Annotated in this window: 23 protein-coding genes; 17 read left to right on the forward strand and 6 right to left on the reverse strand. The window is 36.7% G+C overall.

Annotated features, from left to right (window positions below):
• The 3 genes from ACIQXF_RS20985 to ACIQXF_RS20995 form a co-directional block, all read right to left on the reverse strand.
• Nucleotides 1-516 (reverse strand): transposase (locus ACIQXF_RS20985; RefSeq protein ID WP_402787131.1); only part of this gene is annotated, 516 nt, incomplete at its 3' end.
• A gap of 328 nt (nt 517-844) precedes the next feature.
• On the reverse strand, nt 845-2041 hold the full coding sequence (locus ACIQXF_RS20990) for a class I SAM-dependent rRNA methyltransferase (RefSeq protein WP_402787134.1): 1197 nt from the start codon (nt 2039-2041) through the stop codon (nt 845-847).
• 63 nt (nt 2042-2104) lie between these two features.
• The gene (locus tag ACIQXF_RS20995) at nt 2105-3022 is read right to left on the reverse strand and encodes an alpha/beta hydrolase (protein ID WP_402787137.1); all 918 of its coding nucleotides are present in this window, start codon (nt 3020-3022) and stop codon (nt 2105-2107) included.
• A gap of 171 nt (nt 3023-3193) precedes the next feature.
• Between ACIQXF_RS20995 and ACIQXF_RS21000 the strand changes: the two genes are divergently transcribed.
• The 3 genes from ACIQXF_RS21000 (at nt 3194) to ACIQXF_RS21010 (ending at nt 6611) form a co-directional block, all read left to right on the forward strand.
• Nucleotides 3194-3670 carry a dihydrofolate reductase gene (locus ACIQXF_RS21000; protein WP_402787140.1) on the forward strand — a complete coding sequence of 159 codons (477 nt, stop codon included), beginning with the start codon at nt 3194-3196 and terminating at the stop codon, nt 3668-3670.
• A gap of 348 nt (nt 3671-4018) precedes the next feature.
• Nucleotides 4019-5134 carry an S-layer homology domain-containing protein gene (locus ACIQXF_RS21005; RefSeq protein ID WP_402787143.1) on the forward strand — a complete coding sequence of 372 codons (1116 nt, stop codon included), beginning with the start codon at nt 4019-4021 and terminating at the stop codon, nt 5132-5134.
• Between the two features lie 436 nt (nt 5135-5570).
• Nucleotides 5571-6611, forward strand: coding sequence for a DUF1835 domain-containing protein (locus tag ACIQXF_RS21010; protein ID WP_402787146.1), 1041 nt, complete (start codon nt 5571-5573; stop codon nt 6609-6611).
• 482 nt (nt 6612-7093) lie between these two features.
• Here ACIQXF_RS21010 and ACIQXF_RS21015 read toward each other — a convergent pair whose 3' ends face one another.
• Nucleotides 7094-7234: a hypothetical protein gene (locus ACIQXF_RS21015; RefSeq protein ID WP_402787149.1), complete on the reverse strand. Its 141-nt coding sequence runs from the start codon at nt 7232-7234 to the stop codon at nt 7094-7096.
• Between the two features lie 772 nt (nt 7235-8006).
• Here ACIQXF_RS21015 and ACIQXF_RS21020 point away from each other — a divergent pair.
• The 7 genes from ACIQXF_RS21020 (at nt 8007) to ACIQXF_RS21050 (ending at nt 13384) form a co-directional block, all read left to right on the forward strand.
• Nucleotides 8007-8810: a CPBP family intramembrane glutamic endopeptidase gene (locus ACIQXF_RS21020; protein ID WP_402787152.1), complete on the forward strand. Its 804-nt coding sequence runs from the start codon at nt 8007-8009 to the stop codon at nt 8808-8810.
• A 666-nt stretch (nt 8811-9476) separates the two neighbouring features.
• Nucleotides 9477-9689 (forward strand): hypothetical protein, encoded by a 213-nt coding sequence (locus ACIQXF_RS21025; RefSeq protein ID WP_402787155.1) that lies wholly within the window; start codon nt 9477-9479, stop codon nt 9687-9689.
• Nucleotides 9690-9761: 72 nt separating this feature from the next.
• Nucleotides 9762-10478 carry an ABC transporter ATP-binding protein gene (locus ACIQXF_RS21030; protein ID WP_402787222.1) on the forward strand — a complete coding sequence of 239 codons (717 nt, stop codon included), beginning with the start codon at nt 9762-9764 and terminating at the stop codon, nt 10476-10478.
• Complete coding sequence (locus tag ACIQXF_RS21035) at nt 10475-10723, forward strand: hypothetical protein (RefSeq protein ID WP_402787158.1); 249 nt, start codon at nt 10475-10477, stop codon at nt 10721-10723. Before ACIQXF_RS21030 ends, ACIQXF_RS21035 begins: the two co-directional genes overlap by 4 nt.
• 30 nt (nt 10724-10753) lie before the next feature.
• Nucleotides 10754-10984 carry an LPXTG cell wall anchor domain-containing protein gene (locus ACIQXF_RS21040; protein ID WP_402787161.1) on the forward strand — a complete coding sequence of 77 codons (231 nt, stop codon included), beginning with the start codon at nt 10754-10756 and terminating at the stop codon, nt 10982-10984.
• Nucleotides 10985-11078: 94 nt separating this feature from the next.
• Nucleotides 11079-11741 (forward strand): TetR/AcrR family transcriptional regulator, encoded by a 663-nt coding sequence (locus tag ACIQXF_RS21045; RefSeq protein WP_402787164.1) that lies wholly within the window; start codon nt 11079-11081, stop codon nt 11739-11741.
• A 398-nt stretch (nt 11742-12139) separates the two neighbouring features.
• On the forward strand, nt 12140-13384 hold the full coding sequence (locus tag ACIQXF_RS21050) for an MFS transporter (protein WP_402787167.1): 1245 nt from the start codon (nt 12140-12142) through the stop codon (nt 13382-13384).
• A 160-nt stretch (nt 13385-13544) separates the two neighbouring features.
• Here the strand turns inward: ACIQXF_RS21050 and trhA are convergent, their stop codons facing one another.
• Nucleotides 13545-14180 (reverse strand): PAQR family membrane homeostasis protein TrhA, encoded by a 636-nt coding sequence (trhA, locus tag ACIQXF_RS21055; RefSeq protein ID WP_402787225.1) that lies wholly within the window; start codon nt 14178-14180, stop codon nt 13545-13547.
• Between the two features lie 275 nt (nt 14181-14455).
• On the opposite strand from trhA, the gene ACIQXF_RS21060 reads away from it, so the two are divergent.
• The 5 genes from ACIQXF_RS21060 (at nt 14456) to msrB (ending at nt 17962) form a co-directional block, all read left to right on the forward strand.
• Complete coding sequence (locus ACIQXF_RS21060; RefSeq protein ID WP_402787170.1) at nt 14456-15298, forward strand: DegV family protein; 843 nt, start codon at nt 14456-14458, stop codon at nt 15296-15298.
• Nucleotides 15299-15458: 160 nt separating this feature from the next.
• Nucleotides 15459-16409, forward strand: a complete 951-nt coding sequence (locus ACIQXF_RS21065) for a GDSL-type esterase/lipase family protein (RefSeq protein WP_402787173.1) — start codon at nt 15459-15461, stop codon at nt 16407-16409.
• Between the two features lie 4 nt (nt 16410-16413).
• Nucleotides 16414-16995: a YpmS family protein gene (locus tag ACIQXF_RS21070; RefSeq protein ID WP_402787175.1), complete on the forward strand. Its 582-nt coding sequence runs from the start codon at nt 16414-16416 to the stop codon at nt 16993-16995.
• A gap of 12 nt (nt 16996-17007) precedes the next feature.
• Nucleotides 17008-17541 (forward strand): peptide-methionine (S)-S-oxide reductase MsrA, encoded by a 534-nt coding sequence (msrA, locus tag ACIQXF_RS21075; RefSeq protein WP_402787178.1) that lies wholly within the window; start codon nt 17008-17010, stop codon nt 17539-17541.
• Nucleotides 17534-17962 carry a peptide-methionine (R)-S-oxide reductase MsrB gene (msrB, locus tag ACIQXF_RS21080; RefSeq protein ID WP_402787181.1) on the forward strand — a complete coding sequence of 143 codons (429 nt, stop codon included), beginning with the start codon at nt 17534-17536 and terminating at the stop codon, nt 17960-17962. The genes msrA and msrB overlap by 8 nt, the downstream gene beginning before the upstream one ends.
• Before the next feature lie 1005 nt (nt 17963-18967).
• On the opposite strand, the gene ACIQXF_RS21085 is transcribed toward msrB, so the two are convergent.
• Nucleotides 18968-20809, reverse strand: coding sequence for a methyl-accepting chemotaxis protein (locus ACIQXF_RS21085; protein ID WP_402787183.1), 1842 nt, complete (start codon nt 20807-20809; stop codon nt 18968-18970).
• 248 nt (nt 20810-21057) lie between these two features.
• Between ACIQXF_RS21085 and ACIQXF_RS21090 the strand changes: the two genes are divergently transcribed.
• Together ACIQXF_RS21090 and deoD are read left to right on the forward strand one after the other, a co-directional pair.
• Nucleotides 21058-21276, forward strand: a complete 219-nt coding sequence (locus ACIQXF_RS21090) for a YozE family protein (protein WP_402787186.1) — start codon at nt 21058-21060, stop codon at nt 21274-21276.
• Between the two features lie 230 nt (nt 21277-21506).
• Nucleotides 21507-22214, forward strand: coding sequence for a purine-nucleoside phosphorylase (deoD, locus tag ACIQXF_RS21095; RefSeq protein ID WP_402787189.1), 708 nt, complete (start codon nt 21507-21509; stop codon nt 22212-22214).
• The last annotated feature ends 64 nt before the right edge of the window (nt 22215-22278 follow it).

The raw sequence follows: 22278 nt of genomic DNA on the forward strand, positions 1-22278 counted from the left end.
AGCTTTTCGAGCGTTTTTTGATTTCTCTTGTAAAAATTCTTTAGGCGTTTTTTGGTTGTAACGGGCTTTTGTATGTGTGGCATCCACAATAATCGTTTGACTGTTGATGATTTTTTTCTCCAATGCGATCTCAACTGTTTTCCCAATGAGCATGTCTAATAAGCTTACGTCTTGAAGACGAAGCCGACGAAATTTTGTAAGCGAACTTGAATCAATAACTGGATCTTCTGGCGCCATATCCAAGAAATATTTGAATGACATATCATACTTTGAACGCTCTACAAGGTCGACGTCTGATACATCATAAATTGCTTTTAATAATAAGTACTTAAACATACGAATTGGAGGAATGGCATTACGTCCATTGTCTAAACAATATTTTGTTTTTAACTCTTCTAAAATGAATGAAAAATCAACAAGTTCATTGATTTGGCGAAGTATATTATCTTTTGGCACAACAATATCGTAGATCGCCATATATGGACTTAAATGAAGGGTTTCTTGATTTGAAATCATCGGGGGCACCACCTGCACATTAATTCTTTTATTATAAAGGAAAGCGTGACTAAAATAATAGTGTGATGCATTGCGTTGTTTGGAGAAGCATCGCTCGACTCCTGCGGGAAAGCGAGACAGACGAGACCCCGCACGAAGCGAAGCGTAGGAGGAGGCTCGGCGCTCGCCCGCGGAAAGCGAGCGGAATGCTTCGGAAAACAACAGTAGCGTCACAGTGCCAAATGAAAAAAGCGAGATATATTCAACGATTTACTCGTTAAATACCTCGCAATGTGAGAAGATATGGACTTTTTCAGTGCCCTCAACATTTAGGCCACTCTTTTTTCATTTAGTTGAGTTTTTCAATAAAAACAACCTTTAAATAATTGAATTCAGGATATTCTCGTGGTACGCGGAAATCCTTCGGCAAGCTGTACTCCTCAACAATTTTATAGCGTGTATTTGTTTCTTTAAATGCTTGGTCAATAAAGCTCTTGAACTTTTTCATACCAAAACTTGCATTGTTTGTTGAAGCAACAATGACACCGTTTTTCTCCGTAATGGCAATCGTATCTTTCAGTAATTTAGGATAGTCTTTCGCCGTTGAGAATGTTATTTGCTTTGTTCGTGCAAAGCTCGGAGGATCTAATACGACAAGGTCAAATTTTAAATTGTGACGCTGTGCATATTTGAAATAATGAAAGACATCCATTACTTTAATGTCCTGCGTTTCATAGTCGATCTGATTAACACTAAATTGTTCAATTGTTTTAGCAAGACTACGTTTCGCTACATCTACACTTGTTGTTTTGATGGCTCCACCAAGTGCCGCAGCGACAGAAAATGCCCCAGTATAGGAGAAAGTATTCAGCATATTTTTACGATCTGCATAGCGTTCACGAATGGCAAGTCTGACATCACGTTGATCGAGGAAAATACCTGTCATTGCGCCGTCGTTTAAATTGACCGCGTAATTCATACCATTTTCCGTAACGATGATTGGAAACTCGCCAGGCGTACCCATGACGAAATCGTCCTGTTCAATATATTGACCTTTACTATCGAAACGTTTTTTCTCATAAATGGCTTTGTAGTTTACTGTCTCTGCTAGAGCTTCATATACCATTTCTTTAAATGAATAAATGCCCGCACTGTACCAGCTCACCATAAAGTAAGAGTCGAAAAAGTCGATTGTTAGACCGCCGACGCCATCACCCTCACCGTTAAAGATACGAAAAGCTGTTGTGTCAGGATTGTTGAAAAATGCTTGTCGATTTTCAAGAGCCTTTTTAATTTTTTTACTAAAAAAAGCTTTGTCAATTTTTTCATTAGCATCGGTTGTAAGTACCCAACCAATCCCTTTGTTTTGTAAGCCATAATAACCTGTACCGATGAAACGATTATGACTATCCTGTAGTCTTAATAGGGCACCTTCCTCTTTTGGAAGCTGATGTGCATCAATGGCATCTTTTGAAATGAGTGGGTAGCCTTTTTTTAATTGATCGGCATATGGGTTTTTAATTTGTAAAGCAATTGTTTGTGTCATGTTGTCATCCTTTAAAAAAACATTTTGCTCTATTATCGCACTATTTTAGGGTGATAGACAAACTTATTTCACGAACTTGGCTATTTTTTCAACTGTGTCAACGGTTGCGTCTTCAAAAAAATTCATTTTACTAAAGTAGCTATGGATTAATCCAGGCATGTTTACATGTTCAACTGATACACCGGCATCTGCAAGCTTATGCGCATAAGCAAGGCCTTCATCATAAAGGACATCTGCCTCTGCTGCAATAATTAGTGTTTTGGGTAAAACACTGACATCAGCAATTTGAAGAGGTGAAACTAGTGGGTTCAGATAATTTTCTTCATCTGTGTAATGTCCTGCAAACCATTGCATACCTTGTTTGTCTAAGCCATAATGTTTTCCATACGTCTTGTAGGATGCCGTTGTAAAATCAACATTGACTACAGGATAAATAAGTGCCTGCGCTTTAATCTTTGGCCCATTTAATGTGGCAGCTAAGTAGGCGACAACCGTTGCTAAGTTTCCACCTGCGCTATCACCAGCTACAGTTAGTTCCGCTGCATTCCCACCAAAATCTTGGATGTGTTCGTAAACCCAAACTAAGGCATCGTAAGCATCATAAAGTGGGGTAGGAAATGGGTATTCTGGAGCTAGGCGATAATCAACGGAGACAACAATTGCTGGAGCTCTCTCTGCTAATAGTTGGCATCCTGCATCCGTAGACTCCACATTTCCAAATACCCATCCACCTCCATGATAATAAACAATAACAGGTAGTATTTGGTCAGAAACCGGTCTATAAATACGTATATTAATTTGAGCACCATCACGCACTGTAATTTTTCTATCCTCAATTGCCGCAAGCTGTGGTCGATGAGGTGGTATCCATTTTGGTACTGTGCGTATTGCTCTTGCTTCCTGCGGAGTTACATCATAATATTGAATCGGAGAATCACAGGCTTGAATATAACGTTCCGCTTCTTTTGTTAATGTAGTCATCTTCATCAGTCCTTTTTATATAGTCAGTAATATCATTATAAACTATTCATATAAATTTACTAGGATTTAGCATCGAAAAAGAAAATTATTTGATTTTTAAGTAGAAATAATCCGGTTGTAAAGTAAAAATATGTTTATAATAAAATGAACGATTTAATTTGGAGGGACACTATGATTTCTTTAATTGTGGCACATGATACTAATTATGTGATTGGATATGAGAAGGGCATGCCGTGGCATTTGCCTGGAGATTTACAATATTTTAAGAACAAAACGATGAGCAAGCCAATGATTATGGGACGTAAGACATTCGAATCGATTGGTAGACCTCTACCGGGCCGACGCAATATTGTCATTACTCGTGACGAAAACTATCATGCGGATGGGATTGAAGTGGTGACAAGCCTAGAAAGCGCCCTCGACCTTGCTGGGGATGTTCCAGAAATAATGATTATTGGCGGCGAGCAAATTTTCCGCTTATCCATGGATATCGCAGATCGCCTGTACATTACAAAAATCAATCATTCGTTTAAGGGAGATACCTATTTTCCAAAATATGAAGAGGATTTTGTACAAGTATCCTCCGAAGAACCAGAAACTGCACCAGAGGGCTACACATTCCAGTATCAGATTTTTGAGCGTAAATAAACAGGCCTACATGACGGTTGTACGTGCATCTTAGTTCTCAAAATGTTAATAGGATTATTGATATACCAACGTTTGTTAAGGTTTTTTGGTTTAAATCAACTTGAACCTTCCAAAGAACTTAACAAATTTTAAGCACCGGCATCTTGCTGGTGCATTTTTTATACACTTTTATTATAGTGTAAAAACCCTTTCCTTAATTTTCAATAATATTATATCGGTTTGTTGAAGGAACAATCTTTTGTAGTGTTTGAACATCTCTGTTCATCAAACTTACTATAGTAATAAGGTGTGTACTTATATATAATGGACTGGGAGAATTATACTATCGAAAGTAGGCGAAAGATTGAGATGAGTAAAAAGTTGTTTTTGATGTCCTTGACAATGGCTGTTGCTTTACCCGTAATAGTAGCGCCCGTACAAGCCCAAGAAGTTAAGACAGAAGTTTCTCAAGATTTTAAAGACGTATCGAAAAATCACTCTGCGTATACAGAAATCATGACAATGCGTGACCAAGGTATTATCAACGGCTACGAGGACAAAACGTTCCGACCAACGCAAGCAATCAGCCGTTTGCATACAGCGGCACTTTTTGTACGATCACTTGACTTATCACCTGTAAGAATGGGTAAAGAATTCAAAGATGTACCGAAATCGAACCCGTATTACAACGATGTACAAACGGTATACCGCGCTGGTATCTTTGACGGTAATTCGGATGGCACATTCGGCGTAAACGATAACTTAACACGCGCAGAAATGGCGAAAGTATTAGTTAATGCGTTTGGGTTAGACATCCAAAAAGGTTACATCTTTAAAGATGTATATGAAAACAACTGGGCAAAAGACTACATTACAACGCTGTATATGCACGGAATTACAGTCGGTGATGGTAACGGTAAATTCAATCCGAACGCAGCCGTATCTCGCGCAGACTACTCAGTATTCTTATATCGAGCGTTGAATCCAGATAAAGCACCGAAACCAGAGAAGCCATTGCAACCAAAACCGCCGGCGCCTGGAAAGCCGACACCGCCAAAACCACCAGTTGAAAAGCCTGGTGGCGGTAGTACTACTAATCCGGAACCGTCAAACGAACATAACCCATTCCCAAGCACTGAATCGGTGAAAATACCTGTCGGTTGGACAACGGATAAATTGAAAGAACACGACGCTAAAGCGATTGATACGGTGTTTAAAAATGCACCGAAAGTTGGCTCGGGCATGTCGTTCGGGATAAGCAAAATAAACATCGCGTCTTTCAATGACCCTGTGTACTTATCAAATCTCGGGAAGGGACTAGAAGTGATTGAATCGAGCATGACGGTTCAAGAATGGGTTGACGCCGCAAATCAAGTCATCAAATCAGGCGATATTTATATTGCGCCAGATTATTCATTCGCGCTTTATGCAAGTTATGGGTCATATATGGGCGAAAAGTATGTAAAAATTCATTTCGCACATTAATGGCTCGAACAATTAAATAAAACCTTTATCAAGCAGAGAGGTTTCTCTTTTTTAGAAATTCTAGCAAATAAGGTCTATATTTAATGTTGTATAAAATAAAAGAATTCAACTACCATCTATCGAAATTTTGGTTCAAATCGTATCAATTTTTATACAGATTCATACCGTTATATCAATTCAATTTATAATTCTATTATTTAATGATAAAAATGGATTTGAATGGATTAGATATACTTAAAATTTACAAGTGTATTTCTCAAAATTAATCAAATCCTTATTATATCAACGTTTTTAGATGTTTTTTGGTGTGATAAAGAATTTAACAGGTTTAAAAGCATCGGCATTTGCTGATGCTTTCTTTTGTATGCTTTGAAAACCCCTACTGTGCAGGGGGTTATGGATATTTATGTTAAAATAATCTGAGGAGGTTAGTGAAATGATTAATGAGTTAAAAAGTATAGTAAAAAATTCAACTGAAGAAGAAGTAAAATCACTTTTATATCAAATATTTTTGCAAATCCAAACTACTGAAGAAATAGAACAATATACAGAGAAACAGCTAGTTTTAGACATGAAGAAGACTTATAAAAATTATTTAAAATACAAAAGAAATCAAGCCATTACTCATATAAATAAACAGTACAAGGCTGCTCATATTGTATTTAGTGATTCACCTGCAGGGAGTTTAAAAATAGTATTAAATGAGCTTGGATTGCAAGAGGAAGAAAAGGTTATTAAGTTTTTAGATATTTTTTCTATCGGACCAATTTGGCAATTACATGAACAGACGGGTCTTAACAACCGGTATGAATGGTTAATGAAACATATCAATATTGATGATGAAGTTTTAGACAGCTATCAAGAAAAATTTAATATTTCAATTTCAGAGATTAACGGAATTCCAAATGATACCCCAATCATCATTTGGATTGGAGAAAATGCGCATGAACAAACCGCTTTAAGATTTGTTTTATATTTATTAAAAGAAAAAACAAACGATATTTTCGTCATTAATTCGACTGTAAAATATAAAATTCAATTCGGTATTCCTGAAACGGACTTTTTCCCACTACACACGGGTGAAATTTCACCCGATAAATTAAGATTGATCTATGAAAAAAATAGAAATAGCAATGTATTAACTCAAAATGAACGTAAAAATTTTGAACGGGAGTGGGAGCAGTTATCTACTCAACAGGAAGTTTTAAGGGTATGGAAGAATGAGATAATAATGAATGTCAATGAATCCTATTACGATGATTATATAATAAAAACAGCCAAGAAATTACATATGGAATCAAACAACGATGATTTTATAAAATCAGCCAGACTAATTGGCGAAGTGATGGGACATTTAAATCAATATATTGGCGACCAGTTTTTGGAGTATAGAGTAAGACATTTAATTGTGAATGGCATATTTGACATAGAAGGTGTTCCGAAAGCAATGAGATATTATAGTATTAAAGTTCGGTAATTCTTCTTTAACTGTGGGGGGCTAATCCAAGAAGGATTCAATGCTCTTTTAATTGAAGTTATTAAACTAAAGTCGCAGTTTAGTTGAAGAAGCAGGTAATAATTCCTTCGTGTCGAATAATAACGATTATATAAATTGCTGATATTTATAAAATAAGAGATTTCTTCAAACAAAAATGACCTTAACGTTTCAAATAAATCGGCTTCTTTCACATATTCTTCGTTACTGTACAAAATATTTCAATTAAAACCATTCGATACTATACTTCTGCCTTTTTTTGAATGTATGATAAGTATTTTCTAATAAAGGTTGTAGCTTTAGAAGATAATTTAGGTAGTTTTTAAATGATAAATTTCATATAAATAGAAAAAGGAACTTGAGAAAAGAGTCTATACTCCTTTCTTGAGTTCCTTTTTGATGCGATAAACGCTCAAGCTTTATACAATAAATAAATATTCTCAATCCGCAATTATTTTTTTCCTTTATTTTGATTTGAATAGGAAATATGCTGCTAAAAATACTGCAGATACGTTAATTACAAGTGCAACATTATTTAAAAAATCATTTATCCGTGAAAACACAATAATCAATGATGTTACTGCGACAAATAATGGAATTGTCATGTTTATATTTGTGACTAGTTGTTGCTTGTGAAAATGTCTTAGTAACAAATAAATAACTATTAAAATTGGTGCAGTAAGGTACTCCTAAATATCCCCATGCATCTTCAATAAACCAGGGGGAAAAGCGCATACGTGAAGTAAAGATAAATAGATTTAGTATGATAGTTCCTACTAATATACTGTTTAATATAATGACTTTCTTATTTTTCTCTATTGTAATTTCTCCTTTAAAATTTAATTCAATTACAGTTTTCTTAGTTCACTTTATGTAAAAAGGTAATGTATTGGGTAATGTTTACAAAAGGTAACTTATAGTTGCTTATGTCTCAGAGTGTGTGAATTAATGTAAAAAGCTTTTCCGCCCTTGACTGACTGGCTCGATATTTTACGATTGCGAAGACAAAGGGAAAAATAAGAGCGCAGCGACGCAATTTCCCTAGTGCTCCTAATCGAAGAAGAAAGTTAAATAAGAGGGGTAAAGGGTGCATACCTTCAATAAGAAATAGCACCCTTTCTTATTGAACTAATGGGGGAGTTTAGTTGAACAAGGAGGTAATACCTATGCTGTTTTAAACATAGCTTAGTATGAGATAGACATTTAACCTAAAATGCGGGATTATGAGATGTTATTGATCAAAAAGCCAATATTACCTATCAAAGTCTTTTATAATCAAGGGAGTGGTTTGTACTGAAACCTTTAACAGAATCAAAAAGTACTTCAAGAAATCTAAAAGAGATTTTAAAATCTCATCCATTAACTTCATTCTTTGTTATGGCATATTTATTTTCGTGGATTGTATTAATTCCATTTATCTTATCTCAATGGAATATCATCCCCAAAGCTAAAATTTTCGATGTTTTCTTTGGACTCAATGCTTTCGTTGGTCCTATGTTAGCTACATATATTATGATTCGAACTCTCGAAGGAAAAGGAGCTTGGAGAGTTTTTACAAAAGGAATATGGAAACTTAAAGTGGGTTTAAAATGGTACTTCTTTGCACTTATCGTCATTCCTACTGTGGTATATTTGGGATTTGTAATGTTAAACGGAGGAATTCCAACTTCTAAAGGGCTTACAACGCAATTTTACGCAGCATACCCGATTTATCTTGTTGTAGTCTTCTTCTTTGGTGGCCCGTTTCCAGAAGAAATCGGTTGGCGTGGTTTTGCTTTACCTCGAATGCAATCTAAGTTTGGATCATTAAAAGCAACGCTATTGCTCGGAATTCTTTGGGCATTTTGGCATTTACCCCATTTTTTAACCGCAGCACAAAGAGGTGGTCCGGGTTCAAACATTTCTCTTCTTTATTATGATTTACCTATTTTTATTGTGCTATGCCTAGCTGCTTCCATCATTTTAACTTGGGTGTTCAACTCCAAACAAGGAAATTTGTTTATTGTTATGCTGGTTCACGCTAGTTTGAATACTTTTAGTTTTATACAACCTCATTTTACTAACCCTGCTTTGAAAGAATCTGATTTATCTGTTTGTCTAGGATTAGGTGTTTTGGCTTTGATAATTCTGATTTTTACAAAGGGGAAATTGGGATATAAGCAATCTTCTCCTGAGGTGTAATTAGGTAATCAAGAAAATCTTAAACAAACGAGCGCAATTGTTGAATAAACTTTACTTTTCTTCTTCAACTGAGTGCTTTACTTGAAGATCATTGAGTTGCATATGTAGCTTTTTTTCTTATTGAATTAACGGGCAGGTTAGTCCAACGATTGCCCTGGCCACTTTTCCTTTCGGGATGAATAATACATTTAATAAGCTATGAACCAAAGTGAGAAGAGTTTATGATTTGAAAAAATACTACTTACTTGGGAAGTAGTAGTGGTATTTAACTAATAACAATCATTTTGATTCAAGTTGGTTCAAATTATGTAACTGGATTTTAAAGCATCAGTAACTAGCTGGTGCTTTTTTGGCATGAAGTCAAGATAGAAGCTTTGGATTGGTTGAATGTTGATGTGGCCTAAACGTTTTGATATATAAGCAATATTACACGCTCAACAATGGTAAAAAATATAGAGCTAGATTTATATCTATAATGGAAAATAATTTTCCCTTTACAGGTATATATTTGAAGTGCTATTATCTAAACATACCGACGGTCAGTATAATTAATTTTGTTATAAATATCTATCAAGGATTTCCTTTCTTTAACTTAGCGATGTGCTAAATAGTTAAATCGTTACCAAAAGTATGATTTTTATTCTTTTAAAGATTAGGAGGTGAGTAATGATGAAAGAAAGTATTCCACTATTTCGTATGGCAAAAAAATATCTAAATCCAAGTGAAAAAGTTGCGTATAAAACTACTGCACCTTCAATTTTAACTGGTGCAGCACTTGTGGTCGCAGGTATGGCGATAGGATCGAAAAAAACAATGGTTGTAGGAGCTTTAATAGGTGCGGGGAATTATTTATTTTTAAAATATAGAGCTGGAAAATAGCACCCTTTCCATGATTGATGTAGAGATAGAGGACAACAGATCAAAGTGAAAGGAGTGGATGGATTGTCAACAGTGATTACAGTAGATCATGTAAGTAAAACGATAGATCAAAAAGACATTATTAAAGATGTATCGCTTAGTGTTGATAAAGGAGAAATTTTAGGTATCTTAGGCAGAAATGGTGCAGGAAAAACTTCTTTAATGAAAGCCTTGCTAAATATTGTTTCTCCTAGTGAGGGAACAATTCAATTATTAGGCAGCGCAGTTACTAATAAGGACAATAGTATATTAGGAGAAATCGGTTGTTTAATTGAAACACCAGTATTTTACAATCAACTGACAGCAAGAGAAAATTTAGAAATTCATTGTTTGTATATTGATGAAAAATATTGTGAGAATATCTCTGATACCTTGGCCTTGCTCTGCTTAGGGGATAAAGAATATGAACGAGTTTCAAGCTTTTCGTTAGGAATGAAACAACGTTTAGGCATTGCCAGAGCAATTGTTACAAAACCAAAGATTTTAGTTTTGGATGAACCCATCAATGGCTTGGATCCGATTGGGATGATCGATGTTAGAAATATTCTTTTAAAGATGAATCAAGAAGAGCGTACAACTATTTTAATTTCGAGCCATATTATCACTGAGCTTAGTCAAATTGCCAGTCGCATTATCATAATGGAAGAAGGCAAGCTCATTCGATCTTTGGAAAAAGATGAGATGGAATCTGAAGAACGAAGCTTAGAAAAAACATTCCTAGATATTATTCAAAGCTATTCATATCATTGATGATTACGATTATAGGCAGTGTGCTGATGGGCTTGATTCCTTTATTTTTCGGTATGATCAATAAATCAGTGATTGTTACAGTAATAACTTCTATATTGATCATGTGTGTGGTTACATCTTCAGCAGCTGGACCAGGCGGGATTTTCTCCAAGAGCTCTGCAGCGATTGTTCTCGGGATATTAGGTTTGATTGCCGGAAAAGCAACATTTACTAGACTTGAAAAAGAAGATTTTAAATTAAAATAAAAAATTGCAAAAAATGAAAGGAGTAAAAAAATGAAACAAATGATGTCAATGATGCCAAAAATGAATAAAGAAATGATATTGATGGGCAATTATGTTTTTGCAGTAGTAGGGATAGTAATGGTTATTGTGGGATTGGTTATCTATCTTTTCACTAGAAAGAAAAGAGAAAGAAAAATAGTAAAATATACAGGCTTGGGGTTTATGGTCTTCGGATTTTTATCACTATTGAACAACGTCATCCAATACCTTATTTTCCGATAAAAGCTTAGCAAGAGTTTCCTGTTAACGATACGATGTTAAGATGAGATTTAGAGTATAATAGGAAGAGTACATAGAAAATGAAGGAGGAGAGCATGTGTCTAGAAATAAGCACCCAGAAGTAACAATCGAGAAGATTCTGACTATCTCTGAAAAGTTGTTTCAAACAAAAGGGTATGACAAAACGACGATTCATGACATTATCAGAGAACTTGAAATGTCTAAAGGTGTAATCTATTATCATTTTACCTCGAAAGAAGAAATCTTGGACGCTGTTATACAAAAACAATTTAAAGCATCTCATAATAACTTGATCGAAATGGTCAATCAAATTGAAGCTGCTAATGCTAAAGAAAAATTAACTAAATTGATGGAACAAATGGCTTCCGGAAGTAAAATTCACGGCATTCAAGAAGTAATGGTAAATCAAGCAAAAAATCCTCAGTTTGTTATTTCAGGTATGCAAGTAGCGGTTCAACAAGAAGCTCCGTTTTTTGCTGAAATTATTAAAGAAGGGATCGAAGACGGGTCGTTACATACAGAGTTTCCTGAAGAATGTGCAGAAACGTTTTTACTACTAATTGATTTGTGGTGCAGCCCATTATTGTTTCATGCGAGTCTAGAAGAAGTAAAGAAGCGACTAAAATTTTTACAATATAACATGAAAACTTTAGGAGTGGATATTGTTAGCGACCAATTAATTAACGATATTATAGGGTTTTACCAAGAGATACATGAGGAAAATGAGCTACCAAAATAATCATTGGTTTGAAAAAGAAATCCATATTTCCTTTTGTTCATGATAATCCTTTAACAGATTGGCATTGCTACTGGTATTCTTAAAAACTTCAAGTGATACGTTTTTCTAAATTTACTAATCGGCACATCTAGATCAACTTTCCCAAGCCCTTTCCCATTTGTATGGGAGAGGGCTTTTTATGTTTTTCATAAAATCTTCGACTGAATGGTGAACTATTTATCTTTCGCAATTTTACACTTCTATAAACAAATCATCAAAATGTTTGTGCCTATATCATGAAAAACGTTATATAGTTTAGAAAATGTATTGCTTTAATTTAAACAAAATTATAAAATGTTTATTAAATAGTAAACGTTTAATATTTTTGTTTATATTAAAATTACGAAGTGGGGAGTCTTATGAATCGAAATATTTTAGTTTTAAGAGAAGAAAAAGAATACCGAAAGCTATTTATAGCCGGCATAGTCAATGGTATAGGTGATTGGTTTAGTCAAATTGCTATATTAACACTTTTATTAATGATAACGGGTTCCGGGCTTGCTGTAGGAATTACACTCGCAATTCGCCTTGTTCCTTTCTTAATATTTGGACCAATTGGTGGAATAATTGCCGACCGTTTTTCACGCAAAAAAATAATGATTGTTACAGAAATTATTCGTGCCGGATTGGCTCTAGCTCTTATATTTGTAGATAGTCCTGAGAAAATTTGGATAGTTTATGTAACTTCCTTTTTATCTTCTATTTGTGGTGCAGTGTATTCACCGGCGCGAAATTCGCTATTTCCCATGCTCGTTCAAAAGAATAATTGGTTACAAGTGAATGCACTTGAACAAGTAATGCTTGGGGTGGTTCTCGTAATCGGAGCGATAAGTGGAGGAATCTTCGCTAGTCTACTAGGGGTAAATGCCATTTTCATTTTAAATTCCGTTTCATTCTTGATTGCTACCATAATAATTAGCAAAATTACAATTGCTGAGAATGAAATAACTGTACAACATCAAAAAGAGGAAACAACGCCATCTAAAATACCTAGTTTTAAAGAAATTTTCATATTCGTATCTCGTTCTGCTTTATTAAGAGCTATGATTGTTTTATTTGCACTTTGGCCTATAGGTGATGGAATCGTAAACTTACTCGTGAGTGTCTATGCTGTTCAAGTCTTCAATATGGAGCATATAGGGGTCGGTATTTTTTACGGAGCGCTAGGTCTTGGGCTTGTATTAAGTTCTGGTATAACTAGTAAAATATCAAAAAATGTAAAATTAGTAGTGATTATTGTGCTTATTCTCGAAGGGGTTGCCAATATGTTATTGAGTCAATCATCCAACTTTTGGGTTGCTTCAATCTTTTTAATCGTAGGAACTTTATTTGGTGGTGTAGGTGTCGCTTGTAATCAAACGCTCATCATGAAAAATGTCCCTTCTCAATATCTTGGGAGATTTTTTGGATTAATTACCACAATGGAAAATACGATAATGGGTACAGTTATGGCACTATCTGGATTTCTTTTAAGTTGGATCGAGCCACGCACACTCGGTTTTTTTGCGGGTCTATTCTTTACCATTGTTGGGGTATGTCTTGCGCCTGTGATCATAAAGGTAAAGGAAGAGGAACCAAACAACGTAATAGAAAATACGAATTGAGATTAATTAGACCTGTGTTATTTCATGTTTGAATGAATGACAATGATAAAAATGTACAAGATGTGATACGTGCAATAAAGGCATTCAAGAAGGAAAAAGGTAATATCCTATAACAAAAAAATCGCCCCTTTTATATAAGTGAGCGATTTTTTGTTTATATTTATAAATAAAAGTAAACACAAGCATACATCGAGGCACAACCAGCTAATACAAATAGATGCCAGATTGTATGGTTGTAGGGGAGCGAACGCCATGCGTAAAAAATGGCACCAATTGTATAGAAAAGCCCACCTGCCAGCAGTAAAGCAAAACCATTAAAGCCTAAGAAAAGGTAGACAGGCTTGATAGCGAAAATAATCAACCAGCCCATACCTATGTAAAAAATTAAAGACAGTAGCTCGAAGCGATTAATAAAGAAGCATTTAAACATAACGCCTAATAGAGCCAATGACCAAATAATACACAATAAAGTAATCCCTAACGTGCCACCTATCGCAATTAATAAGAAGGGCGTATAGGTACCAGCAATTAAAATATAGATGGAAGAATGATCAAGAATAGCGAAAAAGTGCTTGTATTTTTCAGGCATACTATGGAGCAGCGTCGACATTAAAAATAAAATGATGACAGAGGCACCAAAAATACTAAAAGTTGTAATTTGAACCGCGCTGCCAGTTTGTACAGCTGCAAAAATAAGCACAATTAATGCTGGAATACTTGCGATAAATCCAATGCCATGTGTAATGGCATTCCACAATTCTTCCTTCCAAGTTTTATAGTCAAATGAATCAATCATCATCAAACACTCCTTTCGTTCATGCCTATACTATACTTCAATAATTTTCATCCTACTATTTACATTTGTCATATCTTCCTCATCAAAAATGTCATATGGATACGTTGATGCTTGAAGGTCTTTGTTAGACAAGTACTCGACAAAGCGCTATAGTAACCAAGGAAGCGATAACAAAACAGACTAGGTTGGGCGATGCCTAATGACAAATGTCATGTTTACATAATGATTCGTTAGTCTATATAATAAATTTTAATGAAGTAAAAGGATGTGTCGAAGTGGGACGAATTCATATTGTAACGGACTCAACTTGTGATTTAACAAAGGAAGAAGTAGCACAACATGGTATACACATTGTGCCTTTAACGATTCAAATTGACGGAAAAACATATATAGATGGTATTGATTTAGAGCCGAAACCATTTTTAAGCTTAATGAAGGATGCCAAAAATTTACCAAAAAGCTCTCAGCCGGCACCCGGGAAATTTAAAGAATTATACGATGAGCTAGGTAAAGACGGTGATCAAATCATTTCCATACATATGACTGGTGGTATGAGTGGAACAGTTGATTCGGCTCGTCAGGCAGCGCAAATGACAGATGCGGATGTAACGGTCATTGATTCACGTTTTATCGCTGTTGGTCTTGCGATTCAATTACGAGAAGCTATTAAAATGCGCGATGCTGGTGCTACTGTCGAGGAAATTATTGCACGTCTAGAGAAGGTGCGCGAAAATACGTACTTATATGTAATTGTCGACACACTTGAAAATTTAATTAAAGGTGGCCGAATCGGTAAAGGGACAGGCTTTATCGGATCGTTGCTAAACATAAAAGTAATCGCTAATTTAGAAGGCGGCGCATACAACCCCGTTTCCAAAGTACGTAGCCATAAACAGGTGGTAAATTACTTATTTAAACAATTCCAAGCAGATACAGCTGGAAAAACAGTAAAGGCTGTTGGAATTTCTCACGCTGATGGACTAACAACAATGGGGGGACCATTGAAAGAATTAATCGAGGGTACAGGTTTTAATGAAGTAGAAATTGCCTTTACCTCACCAATCATCTCTACGCATACAGGTCCAGGCGCAATTGGTTTTATTTATTTCGCAGAATAATAGACAAGAGCTACTACATAAGTATTGTAGTGGCTTTTTATTTTTAGCTGTGAAAAGGTGCATGTCTCTTACATTTTGAAAAAACCATTTTTTACGGAATACTTAGGTATCGTCACTTTCCAGAGCGGCATAAACTATTCTATAATAGAAGGAACGGCAAATGATGGAAGGTGGTCAAATGGGCATTTGGCGAAAATTAATTTTGTCATGTTTGACCGTCTTAGTACTAAGTGGTTGTGCTATATCAATAGATGAACCGAATCCGCAAGCTGAACCAGATGGTGAGCAAGCAGGGACGGAGCAAGATATGAAAAAGGATGAGCAACAAACAGAAAATGAGGAAAAAACCTCAAAGAATGTATTGACGCAAATTTTTGAGCATTTTTTTGAGCCATCGCCAGAGGATTTACGGAAAATTGATGATGACAACGCAAAGCAACTACATTACTTGGCACTTGGAGATTCTTTAACAGCTGGTGTCGGTGATGAGTATAGTCAAGACGGTTTTGTTGGCAGATTAGCAGATTCAATGTTAGCTTGGCCCTCAATTTCTGACGTTGAGGTTGACAATCGAGGAAAAAGAGGTAGACGCAGTGATCAGCTATTAAAATTAGTGAAAAAGGGGCATTATGATGAAGAGTTGCAAAAAGCTCAGCTCATCTCAATAACCATGGGCGGAAATGATGTCATGAAGGTAGTTAGACAGGATTTGTTTAACCTGAAAAGAGATGCCTTTGACAAAGAATTGTTGGCATATAAGGATCGTTATGGCAAAATTGTTGCTGGCATTCGTGCAAAAAATCCAACTGTACCCTTACTACTAATTGGTTTTTATAATCCATTCTCTATCGTGACAAATGAAGCCAATGAATTTGATACGATAATTACGGAGTGGAATAATGTCATCAAAGACATAGCAAGTAAAGATGCAAATGCTTGCTATGTATCAGTGGAGGATTTGTTTGATTCGAATAAAGAGCTTGTGTATCATACAGATTTCTTCCACCCAAACGCAAAAGGTTATGAGAAAATGACAGAGCGTATTAAAGCCGCAATGGAGCAATGTAATATGGAACAAAAAATTAACAAGACAATAGGCTTCGAGGAGTGACAAAATGAATAAATGGAAAGTCGCATTTTTCACCTTAGCGGGCACTGTGCTTTTTGCCATCCTCCTCGTCGTATATTTAGCAACGAAACCAGTAGATGGAGTTAATGTAGCGAAGAGTTCAGAAGATGAAAGTGAAGTAAAAGGAAATGTTCTCGTTGTGCAAACAACAACGAAGGAATTGGAATCCATATCCAAAAAATATTTAAAGGATGCGGCTAAAGGGTCACCATTACCGTTGGATTTTACTATCGGGGATGATATCCAATTAACAAGTACATTGAAGGTGTTTTATACGGAAATTCCAATTACTATGAACTTTGATCCAATAGTTGATGAAAAAGGCAATATTATATTAAAACAGACAGGTATGAATCTAGGGCTGTTAAATATTCCACCTGAGACGACCATGAAAATTATGCGAGACTCGGTGGAATTCCCTTCATGGATTACCATTAATCCAAATAAGGCGGAGATTTATATTGATCTATCACGCATCAATATTGCGTCAGGATCTCGTGTCCGAGCAAAAGAATTAGACTTACCTAAGGATAAGATTTTACTGGAAATTATTGTTCCTGGTGAATAAGGAGTGACGTAAATGACAAAGCAATACGCAACATTCGCAGGTGGCTGTTTTTGGTGTATGGTCAAGCCTTTTGACGAAACACCTGGCATTGAATCAGTGATTTCTGGCTATACGGGTGGACATGTTGTCAATCCGACCTATGAGCAAGTATGCTCCGAAACAACAGGGCATGTGGAAGCGGTGCAAATTACGTTTGAGGAAGAACTATATTCATATGAGCAATTACTGGCGACATTTTGGACATTAATCGATCCAACAGATGCCGGTGGCCAATTTTATGATCGTGGAGAGTCCTACACAACCGCTATTTTTTATCATAATGAAGAGCAACGCGAATTAGCAGAACGTTCTAAAGCAGATTTAGCAGCATCCGGTAAATTTGATAAGCCTATTGCAGTGAAAATCTTACCAGCAAGTACGTTCTATCCGGCTGAGGACTACCATCAATATTATTATAAGAAAAATCCAATGCACTACCAGCGTTATGCTGTCGGATCTGGTCGCAACGCGTTTCAAGAGCAACATTGGGGGGCAAAAAATGAATAAAGAACAACGATTAAAAGAATTAACGGACATGCAATATTATGTGACACAAGAAAGTGGAACAGAGCCGCCGTTTCGTAATGAATATGACAAACACTTTGAAGAGGGCATTTATGTCGATATCGTTTCAGGAAAGCCATTATTCAGCTCCCTGGACAAATTCGATTCAGGATGCGGCTGGCCAGCATTCGCAAAGCCAATCGAAAAGCAAGAAGTAACAGAGCATTTCGATACATCTCATGGGATGCGTCGTGTAGAGGTTCGAAGCAAAGAAGCCGATTCTCACCTAGGACATGTCTTCCCCGACGGACCGAGTGAGCTAGGCGGCTTACGCTACTGCATCAACTCAGCCGCACTCCGCTTCGTGCCAAAAGAGAACCTAGAAAAAGAAGGCTACGCCGAATATCTTTCATTATTTAAATAAGGAATACTCCTAGCACAGGAAATTTTGTGCTAGGAGTTTTTTCTTGTAGATGTGTTTTAAGTGATGGATAGGGTCGAGGAAAGGATGCGATGAAATTAGAGTGATGGATGTAAAGGTCAAAGAGACGGAAAGAATCAAATCGACGGATAGAATGGCTAAAGAGATGGATAGAGTCGTCGAAGTGACGGAAAGAAATTGAAATGACGGATAGAATGGCCAAAGAGACAGTTAGACTCGTCGAAGTGACGGAAAGAATCGCAAAGAGGCGGAAAGAGCCAGATAGAAATCGAAGAGACGGATAGAATGGCCAAAGAGACAGTTAGACTCGTCGAAGTGACGGAAAGAGCCGTCGAAATGACGGAAAGAAATCGAAGAGACGGATAGAATGGCCAAAGAGACGGATAGAGATGTCAAAGCGACGGATAGACTCGTCGAAATGACGGAAAGAAATTGAAATGACGGATAGAATGGCCAAAGAGACGGATAGAGATGTCAAAGAGACGGATAGACTCGTCGAAATGACGGAAAGAAATTGAAATGACGGATAGAATGGCCAAAGAGACGGATAGAAATGTCAAAGCGACGGATAGACTCGTCGAAGTGACGGAAAGAGCCGTCGAAATGACGGAAAGAAATCGAAGAGACGGATAGAATGGCCAAAGAGACGGATAGAGATGTCAAAGAGACGGATAGACTCGTCGAAATGACGGAAAGAAATTGAAATGACGGATAGAATGGCCAAAGAGACGGATAGAAATGTCAAAGCGACGGATAGACTCGTCGAAGTGACGGAAATAGCCGTCGAAATGACGGAAAGAAATCGAAGAGACGGATAGAATGGCCAAAGAGACGGATAGAGATGTCAAAGCGACGGAAAGAGCCGTCGAAATGATGGAAAGAAATCGAAGAGACGGATAGAAATCATTTCAACGGATAGACCCGCCAAAATGACGGATAGCCCCAGTGAATGACGCTCTATCCGTCATTTCACTGGGGCTTACACTATCAAACTTTAAATTCACTGACAAGATTGCGTAGGCTATCGGCTTGTTGGGCAAGCTCTGTGGCAGCTGCATTGATTTCTTGCATGGACGCGGATCCTTGCGTTGCTGCGGCGGCAGAAGTGACCGTATTGGCAGCAGATTGTTCAGCGTAGGCATTTACATGCACAAAGTCATTTGCAACGGCATTGCTATTTTCAAGAGTTAACGCAATTTTCTCTACCATAGCGCCAATAATTGTCGTTGTTTCTTTCGTATGTGTAATAATATTAGCTAAAGATTGATTTGTTTCATTTGTTACTTCTACGCCACGAATAACGGATGATACTCCTTCATGGTTTTGAGAGATGATGGATGATACTTCCTCTTGAATGGACGTGACAATGGAAGTGACTTCTTTTGCAGCACTTTGAGATTGCTCTGCTAGCTTGCGAACTTCATCGGCTACAACTGCAAAGCCTCGTCCATGCTCGCCTGCGCGTGCGGCCTCAATTGCAGCGTTTAAGGCAAGTAAATTGGTTTGCTCCGAGATGGCTGTAATGGTGCCGATAATGGATGTTATATCGGCTGATTTTCGGCCAAGTGCTTCAACTGTAGTTGTTGTGGATGCCATTGTTTCTTCAATTGCCTGCATGACTAGTGAAGATTGTTGAACAGAACGACTGCCTTCATCAGCTGCTTGCTGCATGGAGAGTGATGCATGTTGGACAGCATTGGCTTGTTCATTTAAATGATGCATAGAATGTTCAAGATCACTCATTTTTTGTTGAGCGCTATTCATACTGGAAATTGTATTTTCGCTATCGCTCGCAATGTCGGCCGTGGCATCTGCAATATCCTGTATGGTACGGGCATTTTCATCTGCTAATGACATCAGTTCCTGACTGCTACTTGAAACGTGATCTGCAAGCTCGCTAACACGTTTAATCAAATTAGAGATAGACTCGATCAGAGTATTAGTGGAAGCGGCAATCGTCGAGAATTCATCGCGATTACGAACGATCACTCGTCTTGTCAGGTCTCCACCAGCCTGTGCAATATCAAGAATAGAATGATTTATAGCTTGCGTATTGTTTCGTAATGATTTAAATAATAGATAACCGAATATAATGATGGCAATAAATCCAATTACCGAGATAAAGAAGAAGGATGTAATAGATAAATTAACTTGCTGGTTAAGCTTATCCAACTTTGCTTTATTAGCATCATCCATAACAGAATTAATGGACTCAATATTTTTATCAATATGAAGCTTCATCGTTTCCCCTGTACCGCCCATCATGAGCTTACGAGCCTGTTCAAGACCGAGTTCATCTCGCATAGTCATGACCTTTTTAGAGTATTCAAGGTAATTTTGATAATATTGACCGATCGCTTGCATATGACCTAATTCTAGCTCTCTGCCTGCAAACTGTTGTTCTAAAGCTTTAATTTTTTTATTGATGGAATCTATTTTCATACTGTAAGAAGTAGCATAACTCCCATTTCCAGAGATCAAATAGGCCTGTTCTAAATTGGTGAGCCTCGCAATTTCATAGGCAAGTTGGTTGACAGTTAATTGTTCTTGGACGTTTTTCTCAGTAAAGTCCTCCATCTGTCTTTGCAGATTCTGTATATTGACATAAGACAATATACCCATTGCACCGTTAATCAAAATAATAAGTGCAAATATGATAAGCACTTTTCCTCGAATTAAATGGTAAAAACGTTGCCTTTTTTCTTTAGTAGGAGGGAGATTATGCCTGCCATCGTCTAAATCCTTAGCTTTCTTTTTACTAAAAAAGCTAGTTTTCAAGAGCGACCGGCGTTTTTGAACGGAGTTATTGGATTTATGAGAGTTTTTCATCGCCATCACCTTCCTAATTTTTTGAATTTCGAATTCAATTTTATCTTATTTTTCTAGATATTTCTATTATTATTTCGCAAGATTTTAATTTTTCAGATAAAATAGCATCTTGTTTTATGACAAAAGTCGAAAAATTAAATAAATTAGTGCTATTTTTGCTAGTAGGAAAAAATACTTAATAGATTTTAAAAGAAGTTATTTTTTGATAAACTAGCGGAAAGCACATGAGTAAAGAGGGGATTTAAAGAATGAAAAAGAGCTTTTATTTATACGTTTTAACATTCCGAGGTGGGGATTGGTCAGATTCGAAGGTACGATTTGCGGAGGAAATGTTCCATGAGCATAATTTTCCGAAGCAAAGCACTGACTTTGATGAGCTTTCCACTTATATTGAATCGTTCGCCACGGATAACCTAACAACGGTAACCTTTGATGAATTGTGGGGATTATATGTTGATCAAGGATAACTACATCACGGATATTAAATTATCCCGCATTAACGGGCAGTAGAACTCCCACCTCAAAAATCAGCGAAAGAGTTAGGGAGGAGATTGGTGAAGACAAATAATCAGTGGGGAAGAGAATCCAGCTGATTAAGTTTCATTTTATTTTAGGTTGCTAGACGTCTAGCATTGCGAAAATAGGAGAAACACAGTATTATTTAAAGTGATAACTGACAGAAAAGAGGGATTGCAGTATGAGTGTTCATATTAATGCAAAAAAAGGCGAAATCGCTGACACAATTTTACTTCCAGGAGATCCATTACGTGCGAAATACATCGCTGAAACGTTTTTAGAAGATGTTACTTGCTATAACGAAGTTCGCAATATGTTTGGTTACACAGGTACGTATAAAGGTAAGCGTATTTCTGTACAAGGTACTGGTATGGGTGTGCCTTCCATTTCGATTTACGCTACAGAATTAATGCAAGAGTATGATGTTCAAAAATTAATCCGCGTAGGTACTTGTGGTGCAATTCAAAAAGATGTAAAAGTGCGTGACGTCATTTTAGCGCAAGCAGCAACATCTGATACACGTATGAATCAAATCATTTGGGGTGGTGCCATTGACTACGCACCAATCGCTGATTTCGATTTACTATTAAAAGCATATAATGCAGGAAAAGAAGCGGGACTAAACTTACAAGTAGGAAATATCTTCACAGCTGATATGTTCTACTCTGATGAGCATCAAAACGAAAAATTAGCACAATACGGCGTTCTTGCAGTTGAAATGGAGTCTGCGGCTCTTTACACATTAGCAGCAAAACACGGCCGTAAAGCACTTTCTGTCCTAACAGTAAGTGACCACATCCTAACTGGAGAAGTAACATCTTCAGAAGAACGCCAAACAACATTCAACGACATGATGGTTGTTGCGTTAGAGGCAGCTATTCAAGAATAGTTGATATAGCGGGGTTTTAGGGTGTTTTTTTTTAGAGTGAAAATTAAGCAAGTGACCAAAAGCG

The organism is Lysinibacillus sp. NPDC097231 (assembly GCF_044761885.1).
GTDB lineage: Bacteria > Bacillota > Bacilli > Bacillales_A > Planococcaceae > Lysinibacillus.